At 42.5% G+C, this 26,074-nt stretch carries 27 protein-coding genes and 1 riboswitch; of the genes, 6 read left to right on the top strand and 21 right to left on the bottom strand.

Going from position 1 to position 26,074, the window contains the following annotated elements; genetic code table 11:
- Positions 1-434 precede the first annotated feature (434 nt).
- From H532_RS0104790 to H532_RS19440, 4 genes are all read right to left on the bottom strand, one after another.
- Positions 435-1,346: a nuclease-related domain-containing protein gene (locus tag H532_RS0104790; RefSeq protein ID WP_027724555.1), complete on the bottom strand. Its 912-nt coding sequence runs from the start codon at positions 1,344-1,346 to the stop codon at positions 435-437.
- A 179-nt stretch (positions 1,347-1,525) separates the two neighbouring features.
- Complete coding sequence (locus H532_RS0104780) at positions 1,526-1,969, bottom strand: threonine/serine exporter family protein (RefSeq protein ID WP_027724554.1); 444 nt, start codon at positions 1,967-1,969, stop codon at positions 1,526-1,528.
- Between the two features lie 6 nt (positions 1,970-1,975).
- A complete protein-coding gene (locus tag H532_RS0104775) occupies positions 1,976-2,719 on the bottom strand; it encodes a threonine/serine exporter family protein (protein ID WP_027724553.1) in 744 nt (247 codons plus the stop codon).
- A gap of 139 nt (positions 2,720-2,858) precedes the next feature.
- Positions 2,859-3,821, bottom strand: a complete 963-nt coding sequence (locus H532_RS19440) for a polysaccharide deacetylase family protein (RefSeq protein WP_051263140.1) — start codon at positions 3,819-3,821, stop codon at positions 2,859-2,861.
- 412 nt (positions 3,822-4,233) lie between these two features.
- Positions 4,234-4,278: riboswitch (PreQ1 riboswitch) on the top strand.
- A gap of 6 nt (positions 4,279-4,284) precedes the next feature.
- Here H532_RS19440 and H532_RS0104760 point away from each other — a divergent pair.
- The 6 genes from H532_RS0104760 to H532_RS20200 all read left to right on the top strand — a co-directional run bounded on the left by H532_RS0104760 (position 4,285) and on the right by H532_RS20200 (position 9,280).
- Positions 4,285-4,770 (top strand): QueT transporter family protein, encoded by a 486-nt coding sequence (locus tag H532_RS0104760; RefSeq protein WP_027724552.1) that lies wholly within the window; start codon positions 4,285-4,287, stop codon positions 4,768-4,770.
- Positions 4,771-5,311: 541 nt separating this feature from the next.
- Positions 5,312-6,211, top strand: a complete 900-nt coding sequence (locus H532_RS17845) for a cytochrome c oxidase subunit II (RefSeq protein ID WP_081412319.1) — start codon at positions 5,312-5,314, stop codon at positions 6,209-6,211.
- 30 nt (positions 6,212-6,241) lie between these two features.
- Positions 6,242-8,194 carry a cbb3-type cytochrome c oxidase subunit I gene (locus H532_RS0104745; protein ID WP_027724551.1) on the top strand — a complete coding sequence of 651 codons (1,953 nt, stop codon included), beginning with the start codon at positions 6,242-6,244 and terminating at the stop codon, positions 8,192-8,194.
- Complete coding sequence (gene cyoC, locus H532_RS0104740) at positions 8,194-8,787, top strand: cytochrome o ubiquinol oxidase subunit III (protein ID WP_245566406.1); 594 nt, start codon at positions 8,194-8,196, stop codon at positions 8,785-8,787. Before H532_RS0104745 ends, cyoC begins: the two co-directional genes overlap by 1 nt.
- Before the next feature lies 1 nt (position 8,788).
- Positions 8,789-9,103, top strand: coding sequence for a cytochrome o ubiquinol oxidase subunit IV (gene cyoD, locus H532_RS0104735; protein WP_027724549.1), 315 nt, complete (start codon positions 8,789-8,791; stop codon positions 9,101-9,103).
- Between the two features lie 21 nt (positions 9,104-9,124).
- On the top strand, positions 9,125-9,280 hold the full coding sequence (locus tag H532_RS20200; RefSeq protein ID WP_155994970.1) for a hypothetical protein: 156 nt from the start codon (positions 9,125-9,127) through the stop codon (positions 9,278-9,280).
- A 145-nt stretch (positions 9,281-9,425) separates the two neighbouring features.
- Here H532_RS20200 and H532_RS0104725 read toward each other — a convergent pair whose 3' ends face one another.
- The 17 genes from H532_RS0104725 to H532_RS0104635 form a co-directional block, all read right to left on the bottom strand.
- Positions 9,426-11,087: a class I adenylate-forming enzyme family protein gene (locus H532_RS0104725; RefSeq protein ID WP_027724548.1), complete on the bottom strand. Its 1,662-nt coding sequence runs from the start codon at positions 11,085-11,087 to the stop codon at positions 9,426-9,428.
- 28 nt (positions 11,088-11,115) lie between these two features.
- Entirely contained in the window at positions 11,116-12,354 is a 1,239-nt protein-coding gene (fabF, locus tag H532_RS0104720) for a beta-ketoacyl-ACP synthase II (RefSeq protein WP_027724547.1), read from the bottom strand.
- A 5-nt stretch (positions 12,355-12,359) separates the two neighbouring features.
- Positions 12,360-12,800, bottom strand: coding sequence for an acyl-CoA thioesterase (locus H532_RS0104715; protein ID WP_051263139.1), 441 nt, complete (start codon positions 12,798-12,800; stop codon positions 12,360-12,362).
- A gap of 282 nt (positions 12,801-13,082) precedes the next feature.
- Positions 13,083-13,748, bottom strand: coding sequence for a CAP domain-containing protein (locus H532_RS0104710; RefSeq protein ID WP_081412317.1), 666 nt, complete (start codon positions 13,746-13,748; stop codon positions 13,083-13,085).
- Between the two features lie 399 nt (positions 13,749-14,147).
- Complete coding sequence (locus tag H532_RS0104705) at positions 14,148-15,212, bottom strand: C45 family autoproteolytic acyltransferase/hydrolase (RefSeq protein ID WP_027724544.1); 1,065 nt, start codon at positions 15,210-15,212, stop codon at positions 14,148-14,150.
- Positions 15,213-15,375: 163 nt separating this feature from the next.
- A complete protein-coding gene (locus tag H532_RS17840) occupies positions 15,376-15,993 on the bottom strand; it encodes a phosphatase PAP2 family protein (protein ID WP_038111551.1) in 618 nt (205 codons plus the stop codon).
- Positions 15,994-16,045: 52 nt separating this feature from the next.
- A complete protein-coding gene (locus H532_RS0104695) occupies positions 16,046-16,525 on the bottom strand; it encodes a hypothetical protein (protein ID WP_027724543.1) in 480 nt (159 codons plus the stop codon).
- A 282-nt stretch (positions 16,526-16,807) separates the two neighbouring features.
- Positions 16,808-17,365 (bottom strand): cupin domain-containing protein, encoded by a 558-nt coding sequence (locus H532_RS0104690; RefSeq protein WP_038111549.1) that lies wholly within the window; start codon positions 17,363-17,365, stop codon positions 16,808-16,810.
- A 511-nt stretch (positions 17,366-17,876) separates the two neighbouring features.
- Positions 17,877-18,500: an FMN-binding negative transcriptional regulator gene (locus H532_RS0104680; RefSeq protein ID WP_027724540.1), complete on the bottom strand. Its 624-nt coding sequence runs from the start codon at positions 18,498-18,500 to the stop codon at positions 17,877-17,879.
- A 70-nt stretch (positions 18,501-18,570) separates the two neighbouring features.
- The gene (locus H532_RS0104675; RefSeq protein ID WP_027724539.1) at positions 18,571-19,311 is read right to left on the bottom strand and encodes an AAA family ATPase; all 741 of its coding nucleotides are present in this window, start codon (positions 19,309-19,311) and stop codon (positions 18,571-18,573) included.
- A gap of 50 nt (positions 19,312-19,361) precedes the next feature.
- Positions 19,362-19,712, bottom strand: a complete 351-nt coding sequence (locus tag H532_RS0104670; RefSeq protein WP_027724538.1) for a DUF2200 domain-containing protein — start codon at positions 19,710-19,712, stop codon at positions 19,362-19,364.
- Position 19,713: 1 nt separating this feature from the next.
- Positions 19,714-20,604 (bottom strand): DUF262 domain-containing protein, encoded by an 891-nt coding sequence (locus tag H532_RS17835; RefSeq protein ID WP_245566405.1) that lies wholly within the window; start codon positions 20,602-20,604, stop codon positions 19,714-19,716.
- Positions 20,605-20,690: 86 nt separating this feature from the next.
- A complete protein-coding gene (locus H532_RS0104660) occupies positions 20,691-21,527 on the bottom strand; it encodes a nucleotidyltransferase domain-containing protein (protein ID WP_027724537.1) in 837 nt (278 codons plus the stop codon).
- Between the two features lie 607 nt (positions 21,528-22,134).
- On the bottom strand, positions 22,135-23,160 hold the full coding sequence (locus H532_RS0104650; RefSeq protein ID WP_038111544.1) for an SIR2 family protein: 1,026 nt from the start codon (positions 23,158-23,160) through the stop codon (positions 22,135-22,137).
- Positions 23,161-23,205: 45 nt separating this feature from the next.
- Positions 23,206-23,691: a DUF2321 domain-containing protein gene (locus tag H532_RS0104645; protein ID WP_027724534.1), complete on the bottom strand. Its 486-nt coding sequence runs from the start codon at positions 23,689-23,691 to the stop codon at positions 23,206-23,208.
- A gap of 68 nt (positions 23,692-23,759) precedes the next feature.
- Positions 23,760-25,109, bottom strand: coding sequence for an SIR2 family protein (locus H532_RS0104640; RefSeq protein ID WP_027724533.1), 1,350 nt, complete (start codon positions 25,107-25,109; stop codon positions 23,760-23,762).
- Between the two features lie 46 nt (positions 25,110-25,155).
- Entirely contained in the window at positions 25,156-25,989 is an 834-nt protein-coding gene (locus tag H532_RS0104635; RefSeq protein WP_027724532.1) for a hypothetical protein, read from the bottom strand.
- Positions 25,990-26,074: the final 85 nt, after the last annotated feature.

The raw sequence follows: 26,074 nt of genomic DNA, 5'->3' as shown, positions 1-26,074 counted from the left end.
AGTTATCTCCAGTCAATTTTGCGTGACATTTTGTTTGGCTATTGGCCTCAAAATGTCGCGCTTTTTTTGCCAAAACAATGCCCGGGTATTCCTATTTTTCGTGATTCCGTATCATTTTCCCGGTCTCCTGCCTCTGTAATGATATGCTTTTTCAAATTGCATATCATTTGACTGACCAATCGACCTCAAAATGATATGCTTTTTTGGTTTTTGGTCGAAATTCAGCCCAGTTATTTCTATTTCCTATGATTGTATATCATTTGCGCGGCTCCCAGCTCATGAAATAATATGCTTTTTCGGATTGCGTATCATTTGGCTGATTGATCGACTTCCAAAATAATTTGCTTTTCTTGTTTTTGACCGAAATGAGACGCGTTATCCCCTTTACTAGCAACATCTTTTGCCAATGAACATACTCTTTGGGGTATAGTCAATTAGACATAATAGGAAGCAACGGATCGTTGTGTCATTTTATAATGTTTTCTTAGAATTCTATGGATTCGTTGTCTCTTATCATTATTGAATTGGCACCAATCCAACAGATTAGATACAGACAGTGGTCTGTCGGGAAAAAGGAGTTTAAAAGATTCTGCCATACGGAGAATGCCTTTTTCAAAGTTTTCCTTAAACCCGCACCTTTTACATATTAAATACCGCCCTTCAACATCTACCGAAAGCGAGCGGCACTGACCACATGAAATTCCTTTTTTCAAAGTGTCATAGGAATAGTCGGGAATATGCATTTTTAGGTAAAAGGAATTTTCATCATGCAGTCTAGCAAGCTGTCGGGCTTTCTCTATGAACGTTTCATCATAGACGGCAGATCCGAGCTTTTTTACAAAGGAATTTATTTGTGTTGGCAGGATGATGGAAAGGTGTTTATTGGCATTGAACAAGGTGAATTCCCCATTAACAAAAATAACTTTCGATATAACCGGAAGATAGAGGCCAAGGTGTTGCAAAAGCTGCCTGAATAAGTCTTCACTGCGTTGCAACGCCTGTAACGGATTTTTAATTTCCTTGCCAGTGACAGAAAACCGACGTTTTCCTTCAATATAGTATTCGCCTTCATAGTTTTTTACTTCGAAAAGATAGGCTTGATGCGGAGAAAGGAGGCAGGAATCAACTTGGAACGTGGAATTGTTCCATTTTAGAATCAGGTCTTTAAGATGGAGGTAAGATGAGGCTGGGGACTGGGCGATGAGCTGATCAAAATAGCACTCGCCTTCGAACCCTTTTTCGTCTGCGTGAAGTTGTTTTAATTCTGATTCTGTAAAGGGCATCCTCTCAAGAAGTAGCCAGCGAACCTGGAGGTTATAAGGAACGGATCTAGATTTTATATCCATACTTTCCCTCCCTATTTAAATTTTAAAAAAATAATAACAAAATATAAAATATGCGTCCAGAACACACCTTTGTAAACGCATCCAAAATGGAATAAATATTAAACTCAGCATATATTACTTTTTTTTCACTATGTTTGTCGATGGGTTCATTCGGGTAGTAGCAAATGTGGTTTTTTGGCTCAAACACCTCTTCTTTTCCGCCAATCCCTGATCAATTGATTCATGACCTCTGATACGATCAGCCCGATGGCGATGGCTAAAGACATAAAAAACACCTTGGCAGCCAATGACAACGCCACATTGTATTCGCTGATGACAAAATGGCGCATGGCGTCGTAAGCAAATCCCCCGGGAACGAGCGGAATGATACCGCAAACCGAAAAAATGATAACAGGGGTCCTATATTTTCTAGCAAAGACATGGCTGAGCACCGCTACCCAAAACGCACCCACAAATGTCGCGAAAATAATGTTTACCCCATGGTCCTTTAAAACATAATAAAACATCCAGCCAACCATTCCGGTAAACCCGCACTTTAGCAACGATTTTTTCGGGACGTTAAATATAATGCCAAAAGCTACGGAAGCTAAAAAGCTCGTTACGATTTGTTGTATCATCGACATACCCCTTTAGAAAAAAGCCAGTACCATCGCGATCCCGGTTCCGATCGCAAAAGCTGTCAAAAAAGCCTCGGCCCCTTTGGAAATGCCGCTTACCAAGTGACCTTCCATTAAATCCCTTATAGCATTGGTAATCAATAAACCGGGAACAAGCGACATCACTGAACCGATTGTAATCGTATCAAAGTGGATGCCCAATCCGCTTTGGGTAAATAGGTAAGCCAAGCAACCAATAATAAAAGAGGCAAGAAATTCAGCAAAAAAGTGGACCTTGATCCACCGGTTAAAATAGATAAAGGCAGCATGACCAATGCCGCCGGTGACAAAGGCCGGAGCAAAATCCCGCCAGATGCCGCCAAACATGATTAAAAAACAGCCGCTAGCAATCGCCGCGAATAAAATCTGCAACCAAACGGGAAAGGAATGGCTCATGGCTTCAATTCCTTTTAATTTACTGCGGGCTTCCGAAAGGCTCAACCTACCGGAACTAACCATTCGAGAAATTTGGTTAACGAGTACGACTTTCTGCAAGTCTGTCGTTCTCTCCTCGATGCGCACCATTCTTGTCGAATTCGATCCGTCAAAAGAAAAAATGATCGCTGTGGGAGTCACATAACTTTGCGGCAAACAACCCGTAAAAGCGATGCCCATGCGCGTCATCGTATCCTCCACGCGATAGGTTTCCGCTCCATTTTGCAACATAATTTTGCCCGCCAAGAGGCAGACATCCATTGCTTCATCCATATTGGCCATTCTTAAAAGATCTCCCTTTATGCGAATTTTCGTTTATAGCGTCGAAAACGGATCAAGTCGCGTTCGTTAAACCGCCTTGATTTTCATTATAAGAAAAAAAACAAGACAAGGACAGTCATAACAGACCATCCTTGTTTGTTTAATGCCAACGGAATTGCAGCGGTTGAAGGTTCGGGTCAATCGTCTTGAATTCATAATGGCGGGCTTTTAAAGCTTCTAACAAACTTGCTAGATACTTTGCCGTCTCTGGTTTATCATGGATTAAAATGACCGGGCTTTCCTTTTTATGACGAAATTGATCGACCTGCTTTAATGTATATGAAACATATCGTGCATCGTTAAAAGCCCAATCACGGCTGTCAATATTCCAATCCCACATAATGAACCCGGCCTCTGCCTCTGCTTTTCGATAATCCGGCGTCATATAGGGAACACTTCCGTAAGGCACACGAATTAACACGGTTTTAATACCGGTTATTTGCTGTAAGGTTTTCTGTGCTGTTTTCATTTCCGCCACGACGGTTTCCCTTGAATGATAAAATTTATTTTTATCATGCGTCACACCATGTAGTCCTAAACGAAATCCTTTTTTCGCTAAGTCTTTCAAAACGTTCGGATATTTTTTCATGTTCGGTTCAAGTAAAAAGAATGTCGCTGGAACGTGGTATTGAGTGAGGATCTGAGCGATTTTCGCAGTAGCCGTCGAGGGGCCATCATCAATGGTCAAATAGACGACATGATTTCCCTGTGGGCCTTGAAGTGAGGGCGTTTGAACTTTTGGTGCCTTCTTTGGTTTCTTTGTTTCAGACTTTCCTTTGTTATGACGCTCCAGGTTTCCCTTTTTACCTGTAACCAAAACTTTTTGTGGGTGTTCTTTGTAATATTGCTGAATAAGTGTGTTGAGCATCTTTTCTTTCTTTTCTTCCCAAATGAGCATATAGACTTCATCATTGCCGTCGAGATCATCATTCAAAATCGATGCTTGAGAGATAGCACTACTATTAAAGAATTTAAGATTCAAAGTTATGGAAACGATTATTGCCAATGATAAAAGTAAAAATCCGCTCCCCATCCTTCGAAAATGCCAACCGCGTTTCCGCATCCACGCCACTTCTCCCATATTTTTTAACAAATTATACCTAACTATTACATTACCATTACATATGTTACATTATATATTCAAATGTCTTTATCTTCAATACACTTCGAAAAAATATATGTGGAAAAATCTTTCATTTTCTGTCCATTCCAAAACCATACATTTAAGGAAGTTGCTCAAGTAACGTTCCATTTTTATAAAAATAGTAAACAAAACAGCTTCAAAGCGACCTGTTTTTTTATTTCCAAACTGGGGAAACGTGCTATTATATATAGGTATGCCACCACGGATCTAAATGTTCACATGCATGATAAGGGGGTTGAGAAAACGAGAGGAAGGAAAGGCCATTCATCATTATCAAGCGATGTTCAAAGTTTTGGTTTTTGATAAGCCAAGAGTCCATACAAGCAAGATCTTGGCCGTGGTTCGAAACCATCCCACGTAAAAAAACTAAGGAGCGATTATAATGAAACTGAAAACATTTGTTGTCAATGCGGTTTTGGCTGCATTGTACATTGCCGTCACCTTTTTGATTCAACCATTTGGTTTTACGAACATTCAATTTCGACTATCGGAAATCTTTAATCACATGGTCGTCTTTAATAAGAAATATTTCTTCGGCATTATCATTGGCGTCTTCCTTTCCAATCTGTTTTTCTCTCCAATGGTGGCGTATGATCTGATATTTGGTGTCGGACAATCCGCGATTGCTTTATTGATCACCATTATTTCGGCGAAATACATTAGAAGCTTATGGACGCGAATGGCCTTAAATACCGTTGTCTTTACAGTCAGCATGTGCTTCATCGCTTTGGAACTCCATCTCGCCTTGCATTTGCCGTTCCTCATTACCTGGCTGACGACGGCAATTGGTGAGTTTGTCGTCATGGCTGTCGGCGCGCCGATCATGATGGCCATCAATAAGAAAATACCCTTTGCAAGAATGATATAGAAAACAGGGCTCTGCCAAGCCTTTTAGGTGAAGGCAGGGCCTTCGTTGCACTTATATTGGTCTGAAACTTTCTTACCAGTATGAAAAAGGCTGCGCTTCGCAGTCTTTTTTTCGTTAAGAAAAACAAGTCGGCTGACCGGGCTTGCAAGCAGGATCGCCAAGACAAAACGCTCGCCATACTTGTGACAACAAAGTGATAAAACCACCCATGCATAGTTTCGGTTTTTACTGGACCATATTAAAACTAAAAATGGGTGGTGATGATATTGGACGTGGAAAGATGGGGTTATTTGATATTGTTAAGCGTCATCTTAGTTGCGGGTTTACTCATCCCATTTATTTGGTATAAATTCGTGAAAAACAGAAAATGGGGAACAAAATAATCGGAAATCAATTCGCGCACGTTGCGGCGAGTTGATTTTTTCTTTTTTGTCACTGTTTTTTTACACAACCGTTCGTATAATCCGTGAATTTGGAGACAACATAAAACCGATTCACTAGTCTGGACGAGAATAATCTTTGACATAGAGGAGAATGGATTATGATCACCAAGCGGCGCCTTGTGCGATTGAAAAATATACTCATGCTCCTGCTGCTCTTCGTGATGACCGGATGCAGCAAAAACTATATCGTTTTAGACCCTAAAGGACCGGTGGGGCATGCGGAATTAAGGTTGATCATCCTCTCGACGATCCTCATCGCCATCGTCTGCGTGCCAGTCATCTTGCTCATGCTCTATATCGTCTACCGTTACCGCGACACACCAGACAATAACGCCCCTTATGCACCAAACTGGGAGTCGAGCCGCCTTCTTGAAATCATCTGGTGGGGCGTTCCCATTATTATCGTTGCCATCCTCGGTTATCACACGACCAAAGGCATTTATGGATTGGTCAAGCCGCCGACGACGGATAAAACACCGATTACCATCCAGGTCACTTCTTTGGACTGGAAATGGCTGTTCCAATATCCGGACCAAAATATTGCTACCGTCAATCACGTGCGCATACCGACGGGTGTGCCCGTGCAGTTCGTTCTGACTTCCGATGCGCCGATGAATTCCTTCTGGGTCCCGCAGCTCGGCGGTCAAGAATATACCATGCCGGGCATGGCCATGCGATTATGGCTGCAAGCAGACCACCCCGGAAAATATTTTGGCACGGGAGCCAATTTTTCCGGAGAAGGGTTTGCTCACATGCGCTTTCCGGTCATTGCCGAATCCCAAGCTGATTTTAATCAATGGGTGAAAAAAGTAAAGAAAACTGCGCCGCCGATGACCCAAAGCGAATATGAAGCCATAAAAAATCCCGGATTGATCGATCAACGAACGTATTCTTCCTATCCGCCGAACAGCTTTGTCGAGACACTGATGAAAAATGGTCATCATCATACCGAACGGCGGAACGAAAATCATGATGTCCCATCCACCGGAACGCCTTAAAAGCTTGAAGGTTTAGGAAGGAGAAGCACTATGCAAACTCAACATTTCTTTATAGTCGGAGACCCGCTCATCCTTGGGGCGGATATTTCCATTATTCTAGTTTCCGCAGCGATTATTTTTGTTTTAACGTATTTCAAAAAATGGGGCTGGCTTTGGAGAGAATGGCTGACGACCGTTGATCACAAAAAAATCGGGATTATGTATTTTATATCTGCCCTCCTCATGCTTTTTCGGGGAGGCGTGGATGCCCTCCTCATGCGTTTGCAGCTGATGTTTCCGAACATGAATCTATTGGAATCGGAACATTATAATGAAATTTTTACAACGCACGGCACCATCATGATCCTTTTTATGGCGATGCCCTTGATTTTTGCGATGTTTAATATTGCCGTACCTCTTCAAATTGGGGCACGCGATGTCGCTTATCCCTTTTTAAATGCCGTGAGTTTCTGGTTGTTCTTCTTCGGGGCCTTGCTGTTGAATTTATCGTTTGTCATCGGTGGTTCACCGAATGCCAGTTGGTGGGGCTATCCCCCTCTATCGGAATTGACCTTTAACCCAGGACCAGGTGAAAACTTTTACATATTATCTATCCAAATTTCAGGGATCGGAAGTATTGCCACAGGTATTAACTTTCTCATCACCATTTTAAAAATGCGGGCGCCGGGCATGCGATTAATGGATATGCCGCTCTTTACCTGGTCGGTATTATCCTCTTGCATTGTGATCATCGCCGCTTTCCCGGTTCTGACCGTTGCCCTATTCTTGCTATTCATGGATCGGTTTGCCGGCGCCCATTTCTTCACCATGACGCATGGCGGTGATCCCATGATGTACGTGAACCTCTTTTGGATGTGGGGGCACCCTGAAGTGTATATTGTGGTTTTACCTGCCTTTGGCATCTTTTCCGAAGTGGTCAGCGTGTTTTCTAAAAAAGTGATTTTCGGTTATACCTCCATGGTCGTTTCACTGCTTTTAATTAGTGTTTATGCCTATTTCACGTGGGTTCACCATTTCTTTACTATGGGGGCAGGCGCTGATGTCAATACTTTCTTCTCCATTTCAACGATGCTGATTGCAATACCCACAGGGGTTAAAGTGTTCAACTGGCTTTTGACGATGTATCGGGGCCGGATTCGGATGACCGAACCGATGCTTTGGACGCTCGGGTTTATCGTCTGCTTTGTCGTCGGTGGTGCTACTGGGGTCATGCTGTCCGTTGCCCCTGCGGATTATCAGTACCATAACAGTTATTTTGTCGTCGCTCATTTTCATAACGTGTTAATCGGTGGAACGGTCTTTGGCATGTTCGCCGGCATGACCTATTGGTGGCCGAAGATTTTCGGTTTTAAGCTTAACCCAACTTTAGGAAAATGGGCCTTTTGGCTGTGGAATATCGGTTTTTACGTTTGCTTCATGCCGCAATATGCGCTTGGGTTCATGGGCATGACAAGAAGGATCTATACGTACCCGGATGATATGGGGTGGACGCCTTATAACGTGGTGTCGACGATTGGCGCTTTTATCATGGCACTCGGGTTTGTTTTTCAAGTTTGGCAAATCGTCTACAGCGCCAAACGCATGGATCGCGATGTGACCGGGGATCCGTGGGATGGCCATACTTTAGAATGGTCGACCACATCCCCTGCGCCTTACTATAATTTTGCCGTCATTCCGAAAGTGGAAGGGCGCGATGCTTTCTGGAAAGAAAAGAAAAAAAGGAGCCAGCCGGATTATAAGCCTGAGAAGCGAGAACTTAAACCGATCCATTTTCCTAAAAACTCAGGGATTCCTTTCATTATGGGTGTTTGCTTCTTTATTGCTGGCTTCGGGCTGACTTTTCACTGGGTATGGCTTGGGGTCATTGGGCTTATAGGTGTTGCCGCAACGCTTTATGCCCGCTCCTTCCAATATGATACGGAGTATGTCATTCCCGTTGAAGAAATTAAGAAAACCGAGGCGGCGCTTGGGAGGGATATATAGTGGCACACGCGGTTGAAACCGGAGTGAAGCATGAAGACCATGAATCGATCAAAATTGCCGGCTTTTGGATTTTCCTTGTCCAAGACGTTCTTTTATTCGCCACCCTTTTTGCGACCTATGTCGTGCTTAGAAATCATTACGCCGGTGGCCCGACGCCAAAAGAACTTTTCGATGTGCCCGGATTTGTTGCAGAAACCTTCATTCTCTTAACAAGCAGCTTCACAAGCGGTTTGGCGGCACTTCAACTCAATAAAAAAAGCGTCGGCGGGCTCATCACCTGGCTCGTCATCACCGGGGTTCTTGGCCTTGCCTTTTTGGGGTTTGAAATTAATGAGTTTACAAATATGGTTCAAGAAGGTGCAACGATCTCAACAAGTGCTTTCTTGTCGGCCTTTTTCACCCTAGTGGGAACCCACGGGGCTCACGTGACATTGGGTTTAGGGTGGATGCTCGGACTGATCATTCAGCTTGCCCGCCGCGGCATTACCCCGGTCACAAGCCGAAAAGTTTCCGTGCTCAGTTTATATTGGCATTTTCTCGATGCCGTGTGGATTTTCATTTTTACCGTTGTTTATCTGATAGGAGTGATGTGACGTGCACGACGACCATTCGGAAAAGCACCCCGGCTCAACGGTTTCGTATGTTATTGGCTTTCTCTTGTCCATCGTCTTGACGATTATTCCGCTTTACGTCGTCTTAAACCATAGCTTCAGCAATATGATTCTGGTCTATGTCATCATGATTATGGCCGTCTTACAATTTCTGATCCAGCTTGTGTTCTTTATGCATATCAGAGAAAGCGAAGAGCCGCACTACAATATTTTGGCCATCGCCCTTGGCATCATCTTCGTCTTTGCTATCGTTGCCGGCTCAGCATGGATCATGACCTTTAATTCGCAGGTCCAGTAAAATGAAAAGGAGGCCGCCATTATGTGGATGATTGTCGGTGTTTTCCTGGCACTTGCCATTTGGCATCTCTTTAAACTGTCGGTTGTTTCTTTATACGTTCTACTCTTTTTAGCGATCGTCGCCGGAGCCATTCCGATTTTGGCAAAGAGGACAAACCGTCGGGAACATGGCGGTTGACTTGGCATAACCAATGCGACACACAGTGTCTGGTCACCCACGAAAAATCCCTAGCCATAAACGGCTAGGGATTCGCACAACGAAGACCTTTTAAAAGCAGGAATACCCCGTAACCCCCCCCTAAGTGCTAGCGGGTGGTGGACGTTCAATGTCTTTCTAATAAACCGGCTTCTAAGTCGCGGATGGCCATCTCCCGCACCATATAATGTTTTTTCTTGCCTGTCGCTGTATACGGTAATTCATCAATAAAACGATAGTAGCGCGGCCGTTTATAGTCGGCAAGCATGGGGTGCTGGTTGCAGTATTGTTGCAAATCTTTGACTGTCAAATTAGGATCCTTCTTGACGATGTACGCCGCAACGGCTTCTCCTCTTAATGCATCAGGAACACCGACGACCACCGACTCCTCAACTCCGGGGTGCTGGTTAAGAATTTCTTCCACTTGGACGGGGTGAATGTTTTCACCTGATGAAACGATCATGTCATCTTTGCGGCCGACGATGGTAATAAACTCATTTTCATCCCATGTGCCCATATCGCCGATATAGATCCAGCCTTTATAGAAGACTTTTTTGCTTTCCTCTTCTTTATTGACATAAGCATAAGCGGTTTTGCCCGGTGCCTTGACAATGATTTCGCCGATTTCTTTTCCGTCCTTGGCGACAAAATCATCGGGCTCGGCTTTGCGGTCCGGATAGACTTTAACGACAGCGACCTCATCATCTGTACAAGCCCGCCCTGCCGTTCCGGACATTTCCGGCAAATCGTATGGACGGAGGAAAGTATTCCAAAATGCCTCTGATGTGCCGTACCCGTTAAAAATGTTCGGGGTTAACGTTTTTTGGAACCTTATGCAATCTTCTTTCTCCAACGGGGAACCCATCGTGACAATCCCTTTTAACCTAGACAAGTCTTCCGGTTTCTTTAATTGGGTGTTATAGAGCATTTTTAAAATCGCCGGAACGCCAATCAAAAATGTAATGCCGTATTGATTAACGTATTCAAGCACTTTTCTCGGATTGAATTGGCGAAGAATGACAACCTCCCCGCCCACATAAAGCGTCGGATTCGGACCGCCAGAATGAATGCCGCCGCGATGGAACCACGGACTCATGTTCATGGTTTTATCCATCGGGGTTAAAGGGAAGTGCATCGCCACATCATGTGCCGAAAAAATTTCATTTATGTTGTTTAAAGGCACACCTTTAGGTTTACCCGTCGTCCCGGAGGTGTACAGCCGGGTCACTTCATCATAAATGTGGGAAGGTCTGGGGATGTCCGGATTATCTTCAGAGCAATATTCAACATATTCGCGGTAGGTCACATGGTCGTCGGGAGCCTCTTCCGGATGGCCACTCATCTCAACCATGACCACTCGGCGTGGTTGATGTTGAGCAAGCGACAAGGCTTTAAGAGCCGTCTCTTTAATTTCCGCATCATAAATAAAAACTGTCGGCTGGCTGTCATCGATATGTAAAGCCATTTCTCCTGGGGAAAGGCGGAAGTTAATTGGGCAGTTGATCGCCCCGATTTTTTGCGGGGCAAGATAGGAAAAAACAAATTCGGGTGAATTAAAAAGGGCATACATAACGACATCGTTTTTCTTGACACCATCATCTAAAAGAGCATGACTCAGCCGATTCACTTCTTTATTCAGCGCCTCGTAGGTCCATGTTCTTCCGGTCGAGGGATCGGTTAACGCGGGGCGGTTGCGAAACCGGTGGACATTGCGTAAAAAGCCGTTAATATAGGTAAACTCATTTTCAAAAGTGTCTTTAAACATCGTGACGTCATAAGTCAATGCCATTGTCAATCGCCTCGATTACTAATGATTTTTACCTATGATACTTTCCAACAATTAAAGTGGCGTTTTGTCCGCCAAATCCAAATGAATTAGACATCGCTATGACCACATTTGCGGCCCGTGCCTGGTTAGGGACATAATCCAAGTCACATTCCGGATCGCTTTCTTCGTAATTGAGGGTTGGCGGCAGGATATTGTCGCGAATGGATAGAAGACATGTTATGAGTTCGGTGACCCCTCCCGCCCCCATCATATGGCCGGTGGCACCTTTCGTCGAACTGACCGGGAGTTTTTTGGCTCGTGTTTCCCCAAAAACCGCTTTAATCGCCAGTGTTTCCACACGATCGCCAAGCGGCGTCGACGTACCATGCGCATTAATGTAATGAATGTGTGAGGGCTCTAAACCAGCCGCTTCAATCGCCTTTTGCATACAACGGATTTCCCCGCGTCCATTTGGCTCAGGGGCCGTGACGTGATAGGCATCTGCGGTATTGGCATAACTCAGCAGTTCCCCATGTATTGGAGCGCCGCGTTTTTCTGCCGACTCTAGAGTTTCTAATACGATGGCACCGCCGCCTTCGCCGATCACAAAACCGTCACGATGACGTTCAAAAGGCCGACTGGCTTTTTCAGGGCAATCGTTTCGAGTGGAAAGCGCTTGAGCCGACGAAAGACCAGCTACCATAAAACCTGATAAAATGGATTCCGCGCCGACAGCGACAACAACGTCAGCTTGTCTAGTTTTTAATAACATGGAGGCTATCCCCACAGCATCCGCCCCCGAAGAACACGCCGTGCTGACCGTTAAGCTAGGGCCTAGGAAGTGATAGGCCATGGCGATTTGCGCTGCGGCGATATTGCTGAGAAACTTCGGGACGATATGCGGGCTCAGTCGAAAACGGCCGCTCCGGGTCAATTGCTCTTGAGCATCAGTCACAGTGGCAATGCCGCCAAGTGCAGTTCCAAGCACCACACCGATTCGCTCAGGCGCTATATTCGGTTGGCTTTCATCGATGGCTTCTTTCGCCGCCGCCAATGCAAACTGCATAAAAAGATCCGTGTTTCTCACTAATTTTTTCGGTAAAAAATCGGTAGGATGAAAATCTTTGACCTCCGCCGCAATTTTTACCGGCCATTCTGCGGGATCGAAGCGGGAAATAGTGGAAATGCCGGTCTTCCCGGAAAGCAAATTTTCCCAATAAGAGGAAACACCGATGCCAAGCGGCGTTACTGCCCCCATTCCCGTAACGACGATGCGTTGTTGGGTCATTTTCTTCATCTCCGTTGTTCTGGCATTTTTTCGTGTAATGCTCTCCATAGAGTAGGGTGGCTTTTTTGCAGATTAACCGGCCGTTTACGGTCGTTGACAAAAGCATGGGCCGTTCTACCGATGGCCGTCAACTCCCCTTTTTGATTATAAATTTGATACATGAACAATACTCTCGTTCTGGATAGCGATGCCAGTTTGGTGTGAATGGTGATTTTCTCCAGAGGGCGCACCATTTTCTTATATTCACAATCCGCTTTTAAACAAACCAGTGCTAAACCGCGCTCATGGAATGTCTCCATATAGGAAAACCCATACTTGTCCAAAAGCTTCATGTAAGCATCCGTAAACCATTCAAAGTTTTTGGCATAGTAAGTGATCCCTGCTGCATCGCCATCCGACCACGCCACCGTCCTTTCCATAATGTCGCTAAAACTCGTTTTAGACATGCTATTCACCTCCATTTTAAGCAACTTACCAGCCGCTTTCAAATATTATACCAATTCGTAACAATCTGTCATTAAGGGGTTGCTCCTATACTTTAAATAAAAGCCATCCGACAACTGTGTTTGTTTATAATGTAAAGGAAACTTGGCTCTGCCAAGCTTTTTCCAACTTAGAACCTTCGTGGCCCTTATAATGCCCCCCGAAAAAAGATTGCCTTTCTTACTAGTATAAAAAAAGCCCCCGGAAAAACTTCCGGAGAGCCTTAGTGGTTTGGGATTTTCCTTCTATTTTCCAATGAAATCTTGTGTCCAATAAGAACCGTATGAACCGCCTTTGACATACCCGACACCGATGGCCGTGTAGTTCGGGTTAAGGATATTCGCCCGGTGCCCTTCGCTGTTCATCCATGCTTGAACAACCTCTTCTGGAGTAGTTTGGCCGGCTGCAATATTTTCACCTGCCGTTGTATAGCTAATTCCATATTTTTTCATCATATCAAACGGCGAGCCGTAGGTTGGCGATTGGTGTGACAAATAATGATGATCACGCATATCCGCCGACTTATCCCGAGCCATTTTGGATAATTGCGGGTCAATGGCTAACGGCTTTAAACCACGTTTTGTCCGTTCTTGATTCGTTAATTCTACGACTTGCTTTTCAAAGGCATTAAGCGAATCACTAGATTCTGCAGCCGGTTGATCTTGTTGGCTCGGTTGTGCTTGTTGATGTTGGGCTGTCGATGGCACGGTATGAGGTTGATACGTTCGAACTTGGCTCATCAACTTATTCAGATCGGGAAAATACTTAGAAAACGAATAAAAGTCCGCAGGTTGAAAGAACGTTTTATAATAAACATAGGTTTTTACAGGAGTTTGGGCGTGAGCTTCATGGGTAAAAGCTAAAGGGAGGGCAATGATACCCGCGACAATGAACGTCATCCATTTTTTCATGATATCTCGATTCGCCTCCGTTTTTCGTTTTTAGTGCCTTTAGTGGCTACGTATATACTATTCGGAGTCGAAAAGATATCGTCGGGGGCCATTCATAGATTACCAGATTTTACGTGCCGCACTAATGAATACATCCCGATAGATCTGGGCCTTAAATATTCTTCTAAAACTTTTTACATTGTCAATTATCTCTTATATAGAAAACTTGGCTCTATCAAGCCTTTTAGGTGAAGGCAGAACCTTAGTTGCCTTTATGCTAGCCCGAAAAATAATATAATTTCTTATCAGTGCAAGCCTTTTGGACGAAGACAGAGCCCTTATACTGGCCTAAAAATGATAAACTTTCATACGGGTACGAAAAAAGAGCTGCCTTTTCTGCAGCCCTTACTACAAATGTTACTATCTCTTAAACCAATCAGCCTTCTCCATATTCAAAAATGGGATGGTCGTATCTACCAAACCTTCAACCCGATCCCGCGGGAGTGCTTCTCCAGCTAACCAATTCCTAAAATTAAACACTGTCGGATTTTGATCTCCACCAAGCGCCAACCACGCCTTTTGCTCCTGTGGAAAATAAGCCGCGGTGTGAATCGTCCCCGCCCAGCTGCCATAAAGCTTCGAGAAAACCCCTTGATGGGTATCGTTTAAAAGTTTAAAAGCTTGATTGGCGTTTAAATTCTGTTGTTGATGTTGCGCCATGATCGCCATTCTTTTTTGTGAATCAGCTAATTGATGACGGTTTTCCTCTGTCAATATCTTAAAGTGATTGGTGCACAAAAACCCTTCTCGGACGGCAACCTTTCTTGGTGAAGCTTCAACGATCCGCGGCGTTTGATCGCTATGGTCAAACAAAGTATAACCGAAAGAGCCGCGGTGAGGAATCTCTTTTAAAAACGACACTGCGTCATCCACATTGGCACAACATTCAAGCACCAATCGCCCAATCATGTAACACACAAAGCCATCACCGGGACGCCTGCGGTTCATAAAGGTATAACCCATCGTCAACCCTTTTTCATTTAACCCGTCACACCGTCCTGTGATTTTCTGACTCATACCAACCGTTGCCAGCCCGCCATCTGTTGGTTGGTAAAACACGAAGCGCCCATCGTAAGTTTTTGGATGGTAGTCATAATTGCGAATGAAAAAGTCTTCGCCAACATATATTGAGCAACCTGAACGCGGCACATTGACCCGATACCCGCCAAATTCAAGCAAGACGCGTTCCATCGGCCATTCCAACGCCTCTTGCAGGCCTAAAAATTCGTCCCAAACAAAGGGAGCCAAATGCTGAAAAACCTGCTTGGTTTCTTTTACATCAATCTTAAATTGTGGCTTTCGCACTTTCCATTGCTGTTCTCTGTTTTTCAACACGATGGAATGTTTCAGCCTGTTTCCTTGAAAAAAGCCAAAATCATAATGCGTCCCTCGAAAAGCGATCACATCTGCAAAGATTTTCTTCATCACATAGAACGTCCTTTGGAAAATAGATTTAGGAATAATCTTTGGTCGCAAATCGCGAATGGTACTTTAAAAACATAAACGGGACGCGTATCCTTTAAACATATCCCCACGCTAATCCAATCGAGAGGGCTTGTATTTTTAGCGGTCCCAAGACCAATATTGCCTATCCTTTTAGATCCGTATCGCGCACAACATTCGCTCTGGCAAATCTTCCAAACCGGAACAGCCATAGTCCCAGTGCCGTGACGGGGCGGAGCCACTTGGAAAAATAGCGAATGACGATGCCGGATAACACTCCGACGACCATTCCGCCGATGACATCCGTTGGCCAGTGCACCCCGCAATAAACGCGGGAGACCATTTCAATGATCGCTACCGCCAAAAAAGTTCGGGACACCCATTTGGACGTTCCTCCCCAAGCTCCGGCAGCAAAGGCAAAGCTTCCCGATGTATGATCACTTGGAAAAGAAGCGTCGGCCGCATGAGGAATGAGCTGATGGTAATCCCCTGGAGGCAAAACGACAAACGGTCTTTGTCTGTACCAAATGTGTGAGATGAGGACATTGACTAATAAGGCAAGCACACCGGCAAAAAAGGAAACGACTAATTGATGGCGCTTTTTTTCTTCACGCCTAGGCAAAGCAAACCATGCGGCAATAAAAAGCGCGGCGTAAATTTCCAATCCGTATTTCGAGAAAAAAGCCATTATTGCATCGATCCAATGTACATGGCCGGATAAATCGTTAATAAAATGATAGAGTGTGATGTCAAAATGGTTCATAGCAGCCTCCGTAATAAATAGTTCCCGTAATGAATAGACGCATAAAAATAATTTATGGTTCAGATCGGCCGGCCGCACTTTTGTTGTATAGGCGAACAAACACCGTTTGTGATGCCTTTTTCGGAGTTAAGACAAACTTTTTCAGAACCGGTCCGACCAAATCGGTACCTTTCCTCTTTCCAGCCATCCGTTCTTCCATATTCTTCGCCTTCACATCGGAAATCGTGACGTGGTAATCTACACCACACGCCAACTTCATCGTTACTTCTTGGTCTTCATTGGTGATGGTTGATTGAACCATGGGTAACACGGCCGCATTTTCCGTTACTTTCCCACTAGATGAAAGTGTAACCAAATAATGTTTATACTTCTCCCCATCAACAATTTTAAACCTAATAGGACATGATGTGAAACGCACTGGTAAAGACTTTTTTATCATTGCGCCTGGTTTGATATTTTCCCTTGTCCCATCCGCACCCGTGCCACAGCTGCACAATAAAATTACTAAAAAGACAGCCGCTAACCTTTTCATGGGTAAAACTCCTTTATGGTTTTTCGTGATTTATAGACTTTTTATAGGGGCGAATGGTTTCATCGGAATACAAACATCATGAGCGGTCACCTTATATTAAATTAAGAGCGAAGCATCCAGGGTTTTCTAAATGAACATCGTCTTCATTTATGCTTTTAACTTACTTATACGCGTCGGGAATCCAACAATGAAAGTTTTGAATTGGCCAAAGTTAAACCATTCCCACTATAGAAAAAAGGCCCGCGCGACGGCGAGCTCTTTTCTTTGTATTTTTAGCTAAACCTATTGGTGTTGGGCCATAGCTTCGGCTCTTGTTCTTTGTATCGTGCCAAATGGGTGTTCTGGCGGAGCATAAATGGAATATAGTTTCAAAGGAATATTCCCTGTGTTAGTCACATTGTGCCACGTCCCCGCGGGGACCATAATGGCGCTATTTTCGTACACATTTTCTACAAAATCAAGTTGGTCACGGCTCTTTCCCATTTGTACAATGCCTTGCCCTTGTTCAATGCGGATGAACTGATCAGTCTCTGGATGCACTTCCAAACCAATATCGGCGCCAACATCGATGCTCATCAAGGTCACTTGTAAATGTTTCCCTGTCCATATTGCCGTCCGATAGTTTTGATTGTATTTGGCTGCTTGTTCGATATTTATTACGAACGGTCTTCCCCCGTAATCTTTCCATTCCCATTGAGGTCTTGTAGCCCATTCGTATTGCGGGTTACCGTAAGCATATGTTTGTCCGCCCCACCCATTCTGCTGTAAGGGCCAATAATAAGGACCAGCTACTCCCTGCCGCAATTGATGATAGGGAAAAGCGTTATTCGCATACACCATGTCCACGCTCCTTCGTTTTTATTGTTTTATTCTATGTGACCGCCCATAAAAACGTGAAAGGAGCTGGTTCATCAAGCAAGGGAGCTTGTCTGAAAATCGTTACGTGGTAAATTCTACTCTCCCGCATCTTTTGCGCAAAGAGTCATCAACCGCAAAAGTGATGAAAAAGCGTCATGCCTCGGAAGTAATCGGGGGTTTGAATGTCGGACAATCCCACCAATTCAATCCTAAACAAAACTTGGCTCTGTTTAAAAAACGGGGTTAACCGGCTTTTTTGCACGTTTTCTTCGCTCGTTATGCTTGATCATCCCGCACACATCACAGTTTTCGGCCTCTGGGTTTCCAAATTATGGAGCGTCTGCTCATTTTCCACACGCTTGAGCCTTAAAAATTCGCATAAATCGGGTTTATGCTCATTTTCGGTGGCGGATCGGCCTGAAATTGCGCATATGTCCCAGTTTTTTACAGTGGTTGGACCCTAATTGCCGGTGGGGCTTAGATCCAAGCAGACTTAGGTTTCTTTTTTCCTTCTTTGAATCATCAATCGGGCTATTTCTTTCGCATATGGGTGTGGTTCTTTTTGTAATTCGTCAATGATGTTCTGGTAATCCGTTTCATTCCGATTCTGGCTTAATTTATAGGCCGCTTGGACTTCCTGTATTTTAATTTTAAAGCCGACAATGCCCACGATTTGTTTTTTTGTTTGCGAAGAAAGATTTTCCCATAAAACGGGATGCTCACGATGTGCTTCGTATTTTTGCAACAGCAATTTCAGATCCTCTTCTAATTCTTCTTCGCTCATAATGCTTGCCGTCCCATACACATGGACCGCTTGGTAATTCCATGTCGGCACATTTTCATGACTGTACCAGGACGACGAAATATAAGCGTGCGGACCTTGATAGATAACGAGAACATTATCACGACTAGTCTCAAACGTTTTCCACTGGGGGTTGGCAATCGCTATATGGCCGGTAATAAAGTAATCGTCTCCTTTTTTATGCAGTTCCAAAGGCAAATGGGTGGCGATGGGCTTACCTTCATTCGTTGTAATGACCGTGCCAAAAGCATTTTTTTGAATAAAATCCCAAACTTCATGAATATCTGTGACCGCAAAATATTTTGGGACGTACATCTTGATCCGCCTTTCAGGAAGAAGTCCGTTTGTTCCTCATCGGCCATAGAGAAGCGATGATCTTAGCGCCCTACTCTTCATCATCACGAAACAGCTCTTCCAAAAACTTGTCTCTCCGATTGAGAAACAATTTTGTCAATTGATAAGGTTCCGTATCCTCATAGTTGATGCTCGCGATGGGGGCAGAATCAAAGCTATATATGTTGGCATTTGGGTATCCTAGCAAAATGGGCGAGTGTGTGGCGATAATAAATTGAGCATTTTTTTCGCTCACTAATTGATGAATAATCCTTAAAAATGTCAGTTGACGGGCTGGTGACAATGCGGCCTCAGGTTCATCCAAGAGGTAGATGCCCTTTCCCCCAAAACGGTTTAAAAACAGAGATAAAAAGGACTCTCCGTGGGATTGTTGATGTAATGATTTGCCGCCGTAACCCTGATAATCAAACTTAGGATCATCCTTCGCCAATTGGTCAAGATAGGTGGCAAAATGATAAAAACTTTCCGCCCTTAAGAAAAACCCTTGTGTTATTTTTGGCATCCACGATAGACGGATGAAGTCCCCTAATGCCGCATCAGATGAATCCACCTCATGGGCATGATTTCGTCCGCCTCCTGCCGTATTAAACCCACATTGATACGCGATCGCCTCAAGCAAAGTGGATTTTCCCGTCCCATTTTCCCCAACGAAAAAGGTGACTGGGTGATCGATTGGCAATGATTCCAGTTCTCTGATCGCCGCTATTGTAAAAGGGTAGGTTTGAAAATCAGTAATTTTCTCTTTAAGTAACGTGACGCGTCGCAAAAACATATTCCATCCCCGCTCCTGTTGGTCGATATCTCAAATCCCTAGACCCCATTTTATTTCCGCAAAATTTTCTCCATCGCTTTTCCCCTAGCCAACTCATCAATGAGTTTGTCCAAGTAACGAATTTCCCGCATGATTGGTTCTTCGATGTCTTCCACTCGAACGCCGCAAACAACGCCTTTGATCAAAGCCCGTGCAGGATTCAATTGGGGAGCTTCCACAAAGAACGTCTCAAAGTCGGTCTGTTTTTCAAGATGTTCTTCAAGCTCTTCCTGGCTATACCCCGTCAACCAGCGAATGATTTGATCGACTTCCGATTTTGTCCGCCCTTTTCTCTCTGCTTTCGCAATATAATGGGGATAGACGCTTGCGACGCTCATTGAATAAATCCGATGTTTAGACATATTATCCTCCTGATTTTTTGTTACCTATCATAATTATTGATACGTATTCCTTAAAGCTGGAATATACTTCTTGAATGTTTGGAATTCGCCCCGTTTTCACCGTTAAATAGTCACGCATAAATCGGTCAAACAAAGCGGAATTTGTCAGATTCCCGAAGCTTTTTTCCATCGGATACCAGTATTCCCTGTACAGTTCCGCTTGCTCTTTCGGCTCCAGTTTCATCAAAACGAAGTTTCGGATCAAATCGGCTTGCGACAGATCAAGCCCCGTTGAGTTAAGACTTTCAAAAATCAACTGTGGATTATCATGGTCACGATCCAACGAAATATCTACAATAATCAACTTGGAGATTCCCTTGTACAGCTTGTTCAGATCGATACCACTGTTTTTGATGGATTCCGCAAAAAAATTGTAGTTCTCGTACACTCTCGGGGAGTATTCTTCGGGGAGTGTTTTGTCTAAAATCAAGTTGATCAGCGTGTCCTTATCGCTCTCCGTCAAGATGAGTTTGTGATACAGTTCCCCCTCTTCTTCGCTGTTGACCAGATAGTAATTCATGATCTTCTTTTTCGTAATATCCAAGGATTGTCCGCTTTCCTCGATGGCTTTGCCCAACGCAAGCAACAGTAACGTCAACGTGGTCAATCGTTGCTGTCCATCAATGACGAGCAGTTGCGGAACGGATGATACTTGATATAGCCCTTGTTCGATATAGACAATCGAGCCAACAAAGTGCCCCTTGATCTTTTCGTCTTCCGCCGCTCTGACAATATCGTTCCAAAGCTGGCGACACTGCTTTATCGTCCAGCTATATTTTCGCTGATAAATCGGGATGATGAATTGTTTTGTGCCTTGCATGAACTTCAATAAATTCGTTTCTACCGCCTTCACTCGACCCTCTCCTCATAAAAGAACTCCTTATTTCGGATATCCGCCCCCGATTTCCTTTGGGGATAATCGTGGATGAACGACATTCACTAATTCTTTATTAATTCTTCGGTTTCAGAAATCAGTTCCCGAAGGAATTCCACGGCTTTCTTTGTGCTTTTCTGATCCGAGGAAAGCAACGTTATGATGTTGTCTATCCTTTGCTTGTAATTACGGGGTTTGGCACGAAACCCTTCAATCATCCGAACCGCTTTTTTCTCATTGATGCAGTATTCTTCATTGATTGCAAAGATCACCTGATTCAAACAGGAAATCGAGCGGAAGACATGACCCGCGACGTAGGAAATGTCGTCCTTATCCACGTTATTCTCGGCGAACATCAAAGAAAAAGAGGCTTCAAACAAGAAAAAGCCCATGATCGCATCTTTGACCGCCTCGGGGTAAGGCACCGTCTTCGCTTTTAATTTGGCAATTTGTTCCGTTGGGTCGGACAGGATTTGACAGATGGCGATTTCCCCCATGTACATGACATTGAGATAAGCGTGCGGGTGACCCGTCTGGTAATGGGCCGAAACATTTCCTTGCAAGCATTCATCGATCACTTTGGCTACCCGATTGATGTCACGGAACAAAAAGTCAACATGATACCCTTGAACCACCAGCCAGCCGCCACCATTGACCCAGGGTCCCCATTGCCCTAGAGAAGTGATCAAATGTTCTCTGTGTTGATCATCGAGTCTTGTCGCGATTTCGCTCACTGCTTTGATATCAAAACCTGCTAATTCATCGTAATAAATGCCAATATCGATATCGGAAGTCGCGTGATTTGTGCCCCTTGCTCTTGAACCTCCCAAAACGACACCCACAATGCCAGGTATTCCATTGAGTTCATGGCTTATTTGATCAATTACCTTTTGTACGGTCACGAAATGCTCAACTCCTTTACTTCGCTTTCTGCATATCATTTTATCACAAACCAGAACAGAAAATTGGCGTCCTTTCCCCTTCCCCCTTTCGCAAACCAACCGCAGGAGTCCGATCAACCCATTTTGAATTTCCTACTATGTCAAGAGAAAATAATTCATGTCCATCCCACTTTAGCCCCACCAAAGCCTCTCTCGCCTACAGCCACAAGGGTTTTCGGCATTTGAGGAACCAGTTGGTACAAAATGCCAGGAAAATAAAAAGTGTCCGTCCATTTGGAAGAAATTAGGGAATCAGGGGGAAGGGTCAAGGGAAATGGAACGTTGGGAAATGTCCAGGGAAATAATTTGAGTGAACAAATGGAGAAGCTCAATCGGAACATAGCGGGATGGGGTATATTGGGAAATTGCTTGATATACCAATGTTCTTTCCTTTCCCCTTTCCCCTGTACCACTTTCAACAAAAGAAAAAGCCAAGCATGGATCAGGGCAACCCCCTAACCACGCTCGGCTTCTTGGACATTTTTTATTGTCCCTGGACAGTTTTTATTACCCCAAGACGGGATTTATTAGCTGTCTACATATTAGGGGTAAGTTAAAAAGTGATAGTTTATAAGTACGGATTGTTAAGAACTTTTTTGCCTTCCTTCTCTTCCTCAAGTAAGAAATTTAAATAATCTCCAATTTGCTTAAAATCCATTTCAGGCTTAAAACCTTTTGAATCATCCAAATGCCTCGTGTTCATCAATCTATCAAAAGTAGCTTCACATGTTCTACGTGGAAATTTCCCTAAAGAAGAATCAAAAAAACTTTTGTGGCAAGAATAATGATGTGTATGAATAAAGTCTTTCCAAGTATCTCTAAGTTCCTCATCTGATTTAATATCAATAATTTCAATTTCTTCAAGTGACCGATTCTCTACTTCTCCCCAAGCTTCTTTAAGCAATGCAATAGCAGAAACATCTGTTTTTGGGGCACTGTATCCAAAGATCGTAAACATATATGCCCTTTCCAAATAGTATCGAGTCAAGTTCCAATTATCTCTTATGAATATGTCATTCGAGTAATCCTTTTCTCTGATAGGATATAATAATTTGGAGGGTTTAAATGCTTTTCTACAAACTGGACATCTATTTTGAATAAGACCTGCACGTTTATGTTCTAGACACAAGCCTACATAAACGTTTCCATGTAGGAATGCTAGCTTAGGTAAATTATCTGTTATTTGTCGAACTCTCGTGTAAGCTTGTAACAACAATGGATCCCAATTAAAAGTAGCTATCAAATCTTTCTTTGTTAAACTAAGTATCAAAAAATCGTACACAGTAGGTTCATCAGGTATTACAAAATTAAAGAAATAGTCATAGATACGTTTTTCTAACTCAATAGCAATTGGTTCACATTCAGGACGGCTTTTTAATTCTGAATAAATATCTTCTAAGTTTTTGCTTTTTGTCTGTAAATTAGCCCTTTTAATTGTTTCAGTCATATTTAATTTTTCAATGAATCCTTCCATGACCGAGGTTCGCTTATTATATTTATCTCCGTTTGGAATGGCAGCAACACTCGCTCCAGCACCCAACAAAACAACATGGGGGCGATTTTTCATTATAGCTTCATACTCGTCAGACTTCATTATTGTCCTCCGATATGTAAAATTTTGTAGAACAAAAAATACCAGCTATCCCCAAATGGATTTCTTCGCAGTTTCACTTATAATGTCAACTAATACTTCTCGGAAAGATTCCGCAATGGGAGCTCCTACTTTGGCAAGTAACTTCTTGAATCTTGTCGCGGCTACAGTTGTCTTCGGTGTATCCTTTATGATTTCGTCAATACTTTTTGCGAGAAGTTCCCTTTCATCATCAGTTAATTCATTAATTTCAGATGCTAGCTCTTGTGCGGCTTCAATTTTCATCTTTGTCCAAGGATAAGGCTGACCACAATTATGACAAAATTTTGGAAGTTTATACCTACTACCACCTATTATGACTACTGCGTCAGAATGGTAATCACCTCGAATATGAGTATTACAAGATGGGCATTTTGTTATTGTTTCTGCTCCACATTCTGTGCAAAAATTTTCGTTATATTGGGGATAAGTTCCTGCAGAATCATTTACAACATGGCCGTTTAAACATATTTGAGCAAAATCGAAATACCCCACATTGATCCTCCCAAATATGAGAAATAAATATAAATTATTCACAACGGGAATTATTTGACTGCAATATTTTAAATTTCAACGTTATATTCATTGCTGTTTTTCACTTTTAATAACAGTCTGACGGCTTCTTGAGAATATTTGTTCATTTCCGACTTTCCAATTTTGATTGTAACATGATATTTATTGTCGGATGCCTTTATGTTTATACCTTTTTCCAATTTAATCTGATTAATCAACTTATCTGCACCATGCCAACTGGGGTAGCCAAGTAACTCGCCAACTTGCGTTAAAGTATAAGGATATTGAATATTGATATGGCTTGGATCATCTAACAAAGCCACTCCATACAATCTGGGAAGTTCTTTATCTTCACTTATTACCTTTTCAATCACTTCGAAATCAACATCTACACTTCGTCTTGGAATATCACTTCTAACTAATTTGTAAGTTCGTGCCAGTAAAGCCCTGAGTAATTTAGGGTGAACATTATCAACTGCTTTATTTGCTGAAAAAGCTTCAAATACCCAATCATAATTTTTAGCTTCTATATATTTCACTCGTATTTCTTTCCCATTCACAACAAATATTTTTTCTTTTTGAGGTCTGGAATTCCCAGACAGATTCTTGTTATAAGCCAAGAAGTAGATATTTGGGATCAATTCTCCTTCATTCGAAAGAATTTCATCAATATCGGAAAGTATATTAAGAATGTTTTTATCATTCCCACCATAACCGACAAATAATAATGGGTGCTCAGCAAAAAAAGTAAGTAATTTAGCACTTAAATATTTCTTTTTTGTCATAAAAATATCGTAGTCCTCTTTATTAAAAACCAAATCAATGTAATTAGTGATACAACCATGAATTTTATATATTTCCCCAATTGACATGGTATCTGGTTTTAATATCTGCTGGCCAATAATCGGTTGATAATCAACAAAAACTTTTTCTAAAAAAGTATCATAGTTGGTTGTTATAATTGCATGAGGTTGAATATTCCTCAATAGCTCGATCTCTCTCTTATATTCTTCATTTTGAATTTCATTTACATCATTAGGAGTAATTTCTTCAAAAATACGTTTAATTTTATATTTTATGTAAGATGATTTTGGTACATGAGATTGAAATAGTTCTTCAGGGAATAAATCTTTATTTGCCCAAGCCCAGTCACGATAATATTTAGTAAATTCAGTTCCTATCTCTTCTAACTTGTACTGATCTTGAAGATAAAACCCTACCTCATTAGGAATTAATGGGCAATGTTTCTGTAGAGCTTCTAATAATCCAATCCAACTTGGACCATTAAAATATCTTTGTGACAAACCTGACCCGATGAATAAAATGGGTTGCGTCCCCATCTCTTTTAAGCAATCCTTTATATCTTCACTAACTTCGAGAATATAATCTTGATAATTCATTGTACCCATCTCAATCCTTTTCTCATAATCAATAAATGTTTACCTGTTAATTGGCAATAACTAGAGATTTATTTAAATACTCTTGCCAATAATTGTCCTCATCCCCTACGATTTCATGAAGCCAGAAGTACATCATTATTAATTCAAGATATTGCTTATTACCTTTTATGAAGGGTCTGTTCGAAATCCTTTTGTAAAGTGAATTCAGATTAAATAAATTATTTTTCTGCTTGTAATCATAATCATACTTTCGCCATTTACTGTTGCTTTTCTTTCGATGACTGACTGGCCATTGATCTTCATTGTCTGAAAAACGATGAGTCCAATCCTTACAAAAACCAATTATATCAACCTTATATTTCTGCCATGTCGCTTCAACCCATTGATCGATTTCTTCTGAAAAAGATAACTGGTAGGCCGATTTTGTTTGTTGAACTTGAATTTGATGATAATCCTTAATAAACAAAAATAGCATTTCTGTTTGATCCTTCAAAAAAGGATTCTTATTAATCAAATGAGCGTAGCAATCATATGAAATGCTCCTAAATTCGCTATCCAAATAATAAAGATAGAAGAGGTCGTCCTTTTTTAAGTAATTAATGATCGAGTGATTCACTTTTTTACCGTATTCATCATAATTATTGAGCAACCATTCCTGAATGTCCGAATCATGTTGACTGATGGTTTTTCTAAACTTTTCGAGCCGCTCATTATTTAATACCGTTCGCTCATTTAATTTTGAAACGTCGAGGTACTGATTAAAATATTCAAATACATAATTGACGCATATTTTCATGTTTTCCATTCGATCTTTTAAACTGAACTCGTTCAATTGATCTTCTTTTTTACGCCGAGCGATATATTCTTCTATTGTGAGCATAATTCACCTTCATTCAATATCAAAATGTTGAACGCCTTCTTTTTCATTTATTTTTAAAGCTCCCGTTCAGAATTGAACTGGAGCT

The organism is Tuberibacillus calidus DSM 17572, assembly GCF_000430685.1.
Taxonomy (GTDB): domain Bacteria; phylum Bacillota; class Bacilli; order Bacillales; family Sporolactobacillaceae; genus Tuberibacillus; species Tuberibacillus calidus.
Note: the sequence above shows the minus strand (reverse complement) of the source record. Positions and strands in the feature narration are given on the sequence as shown.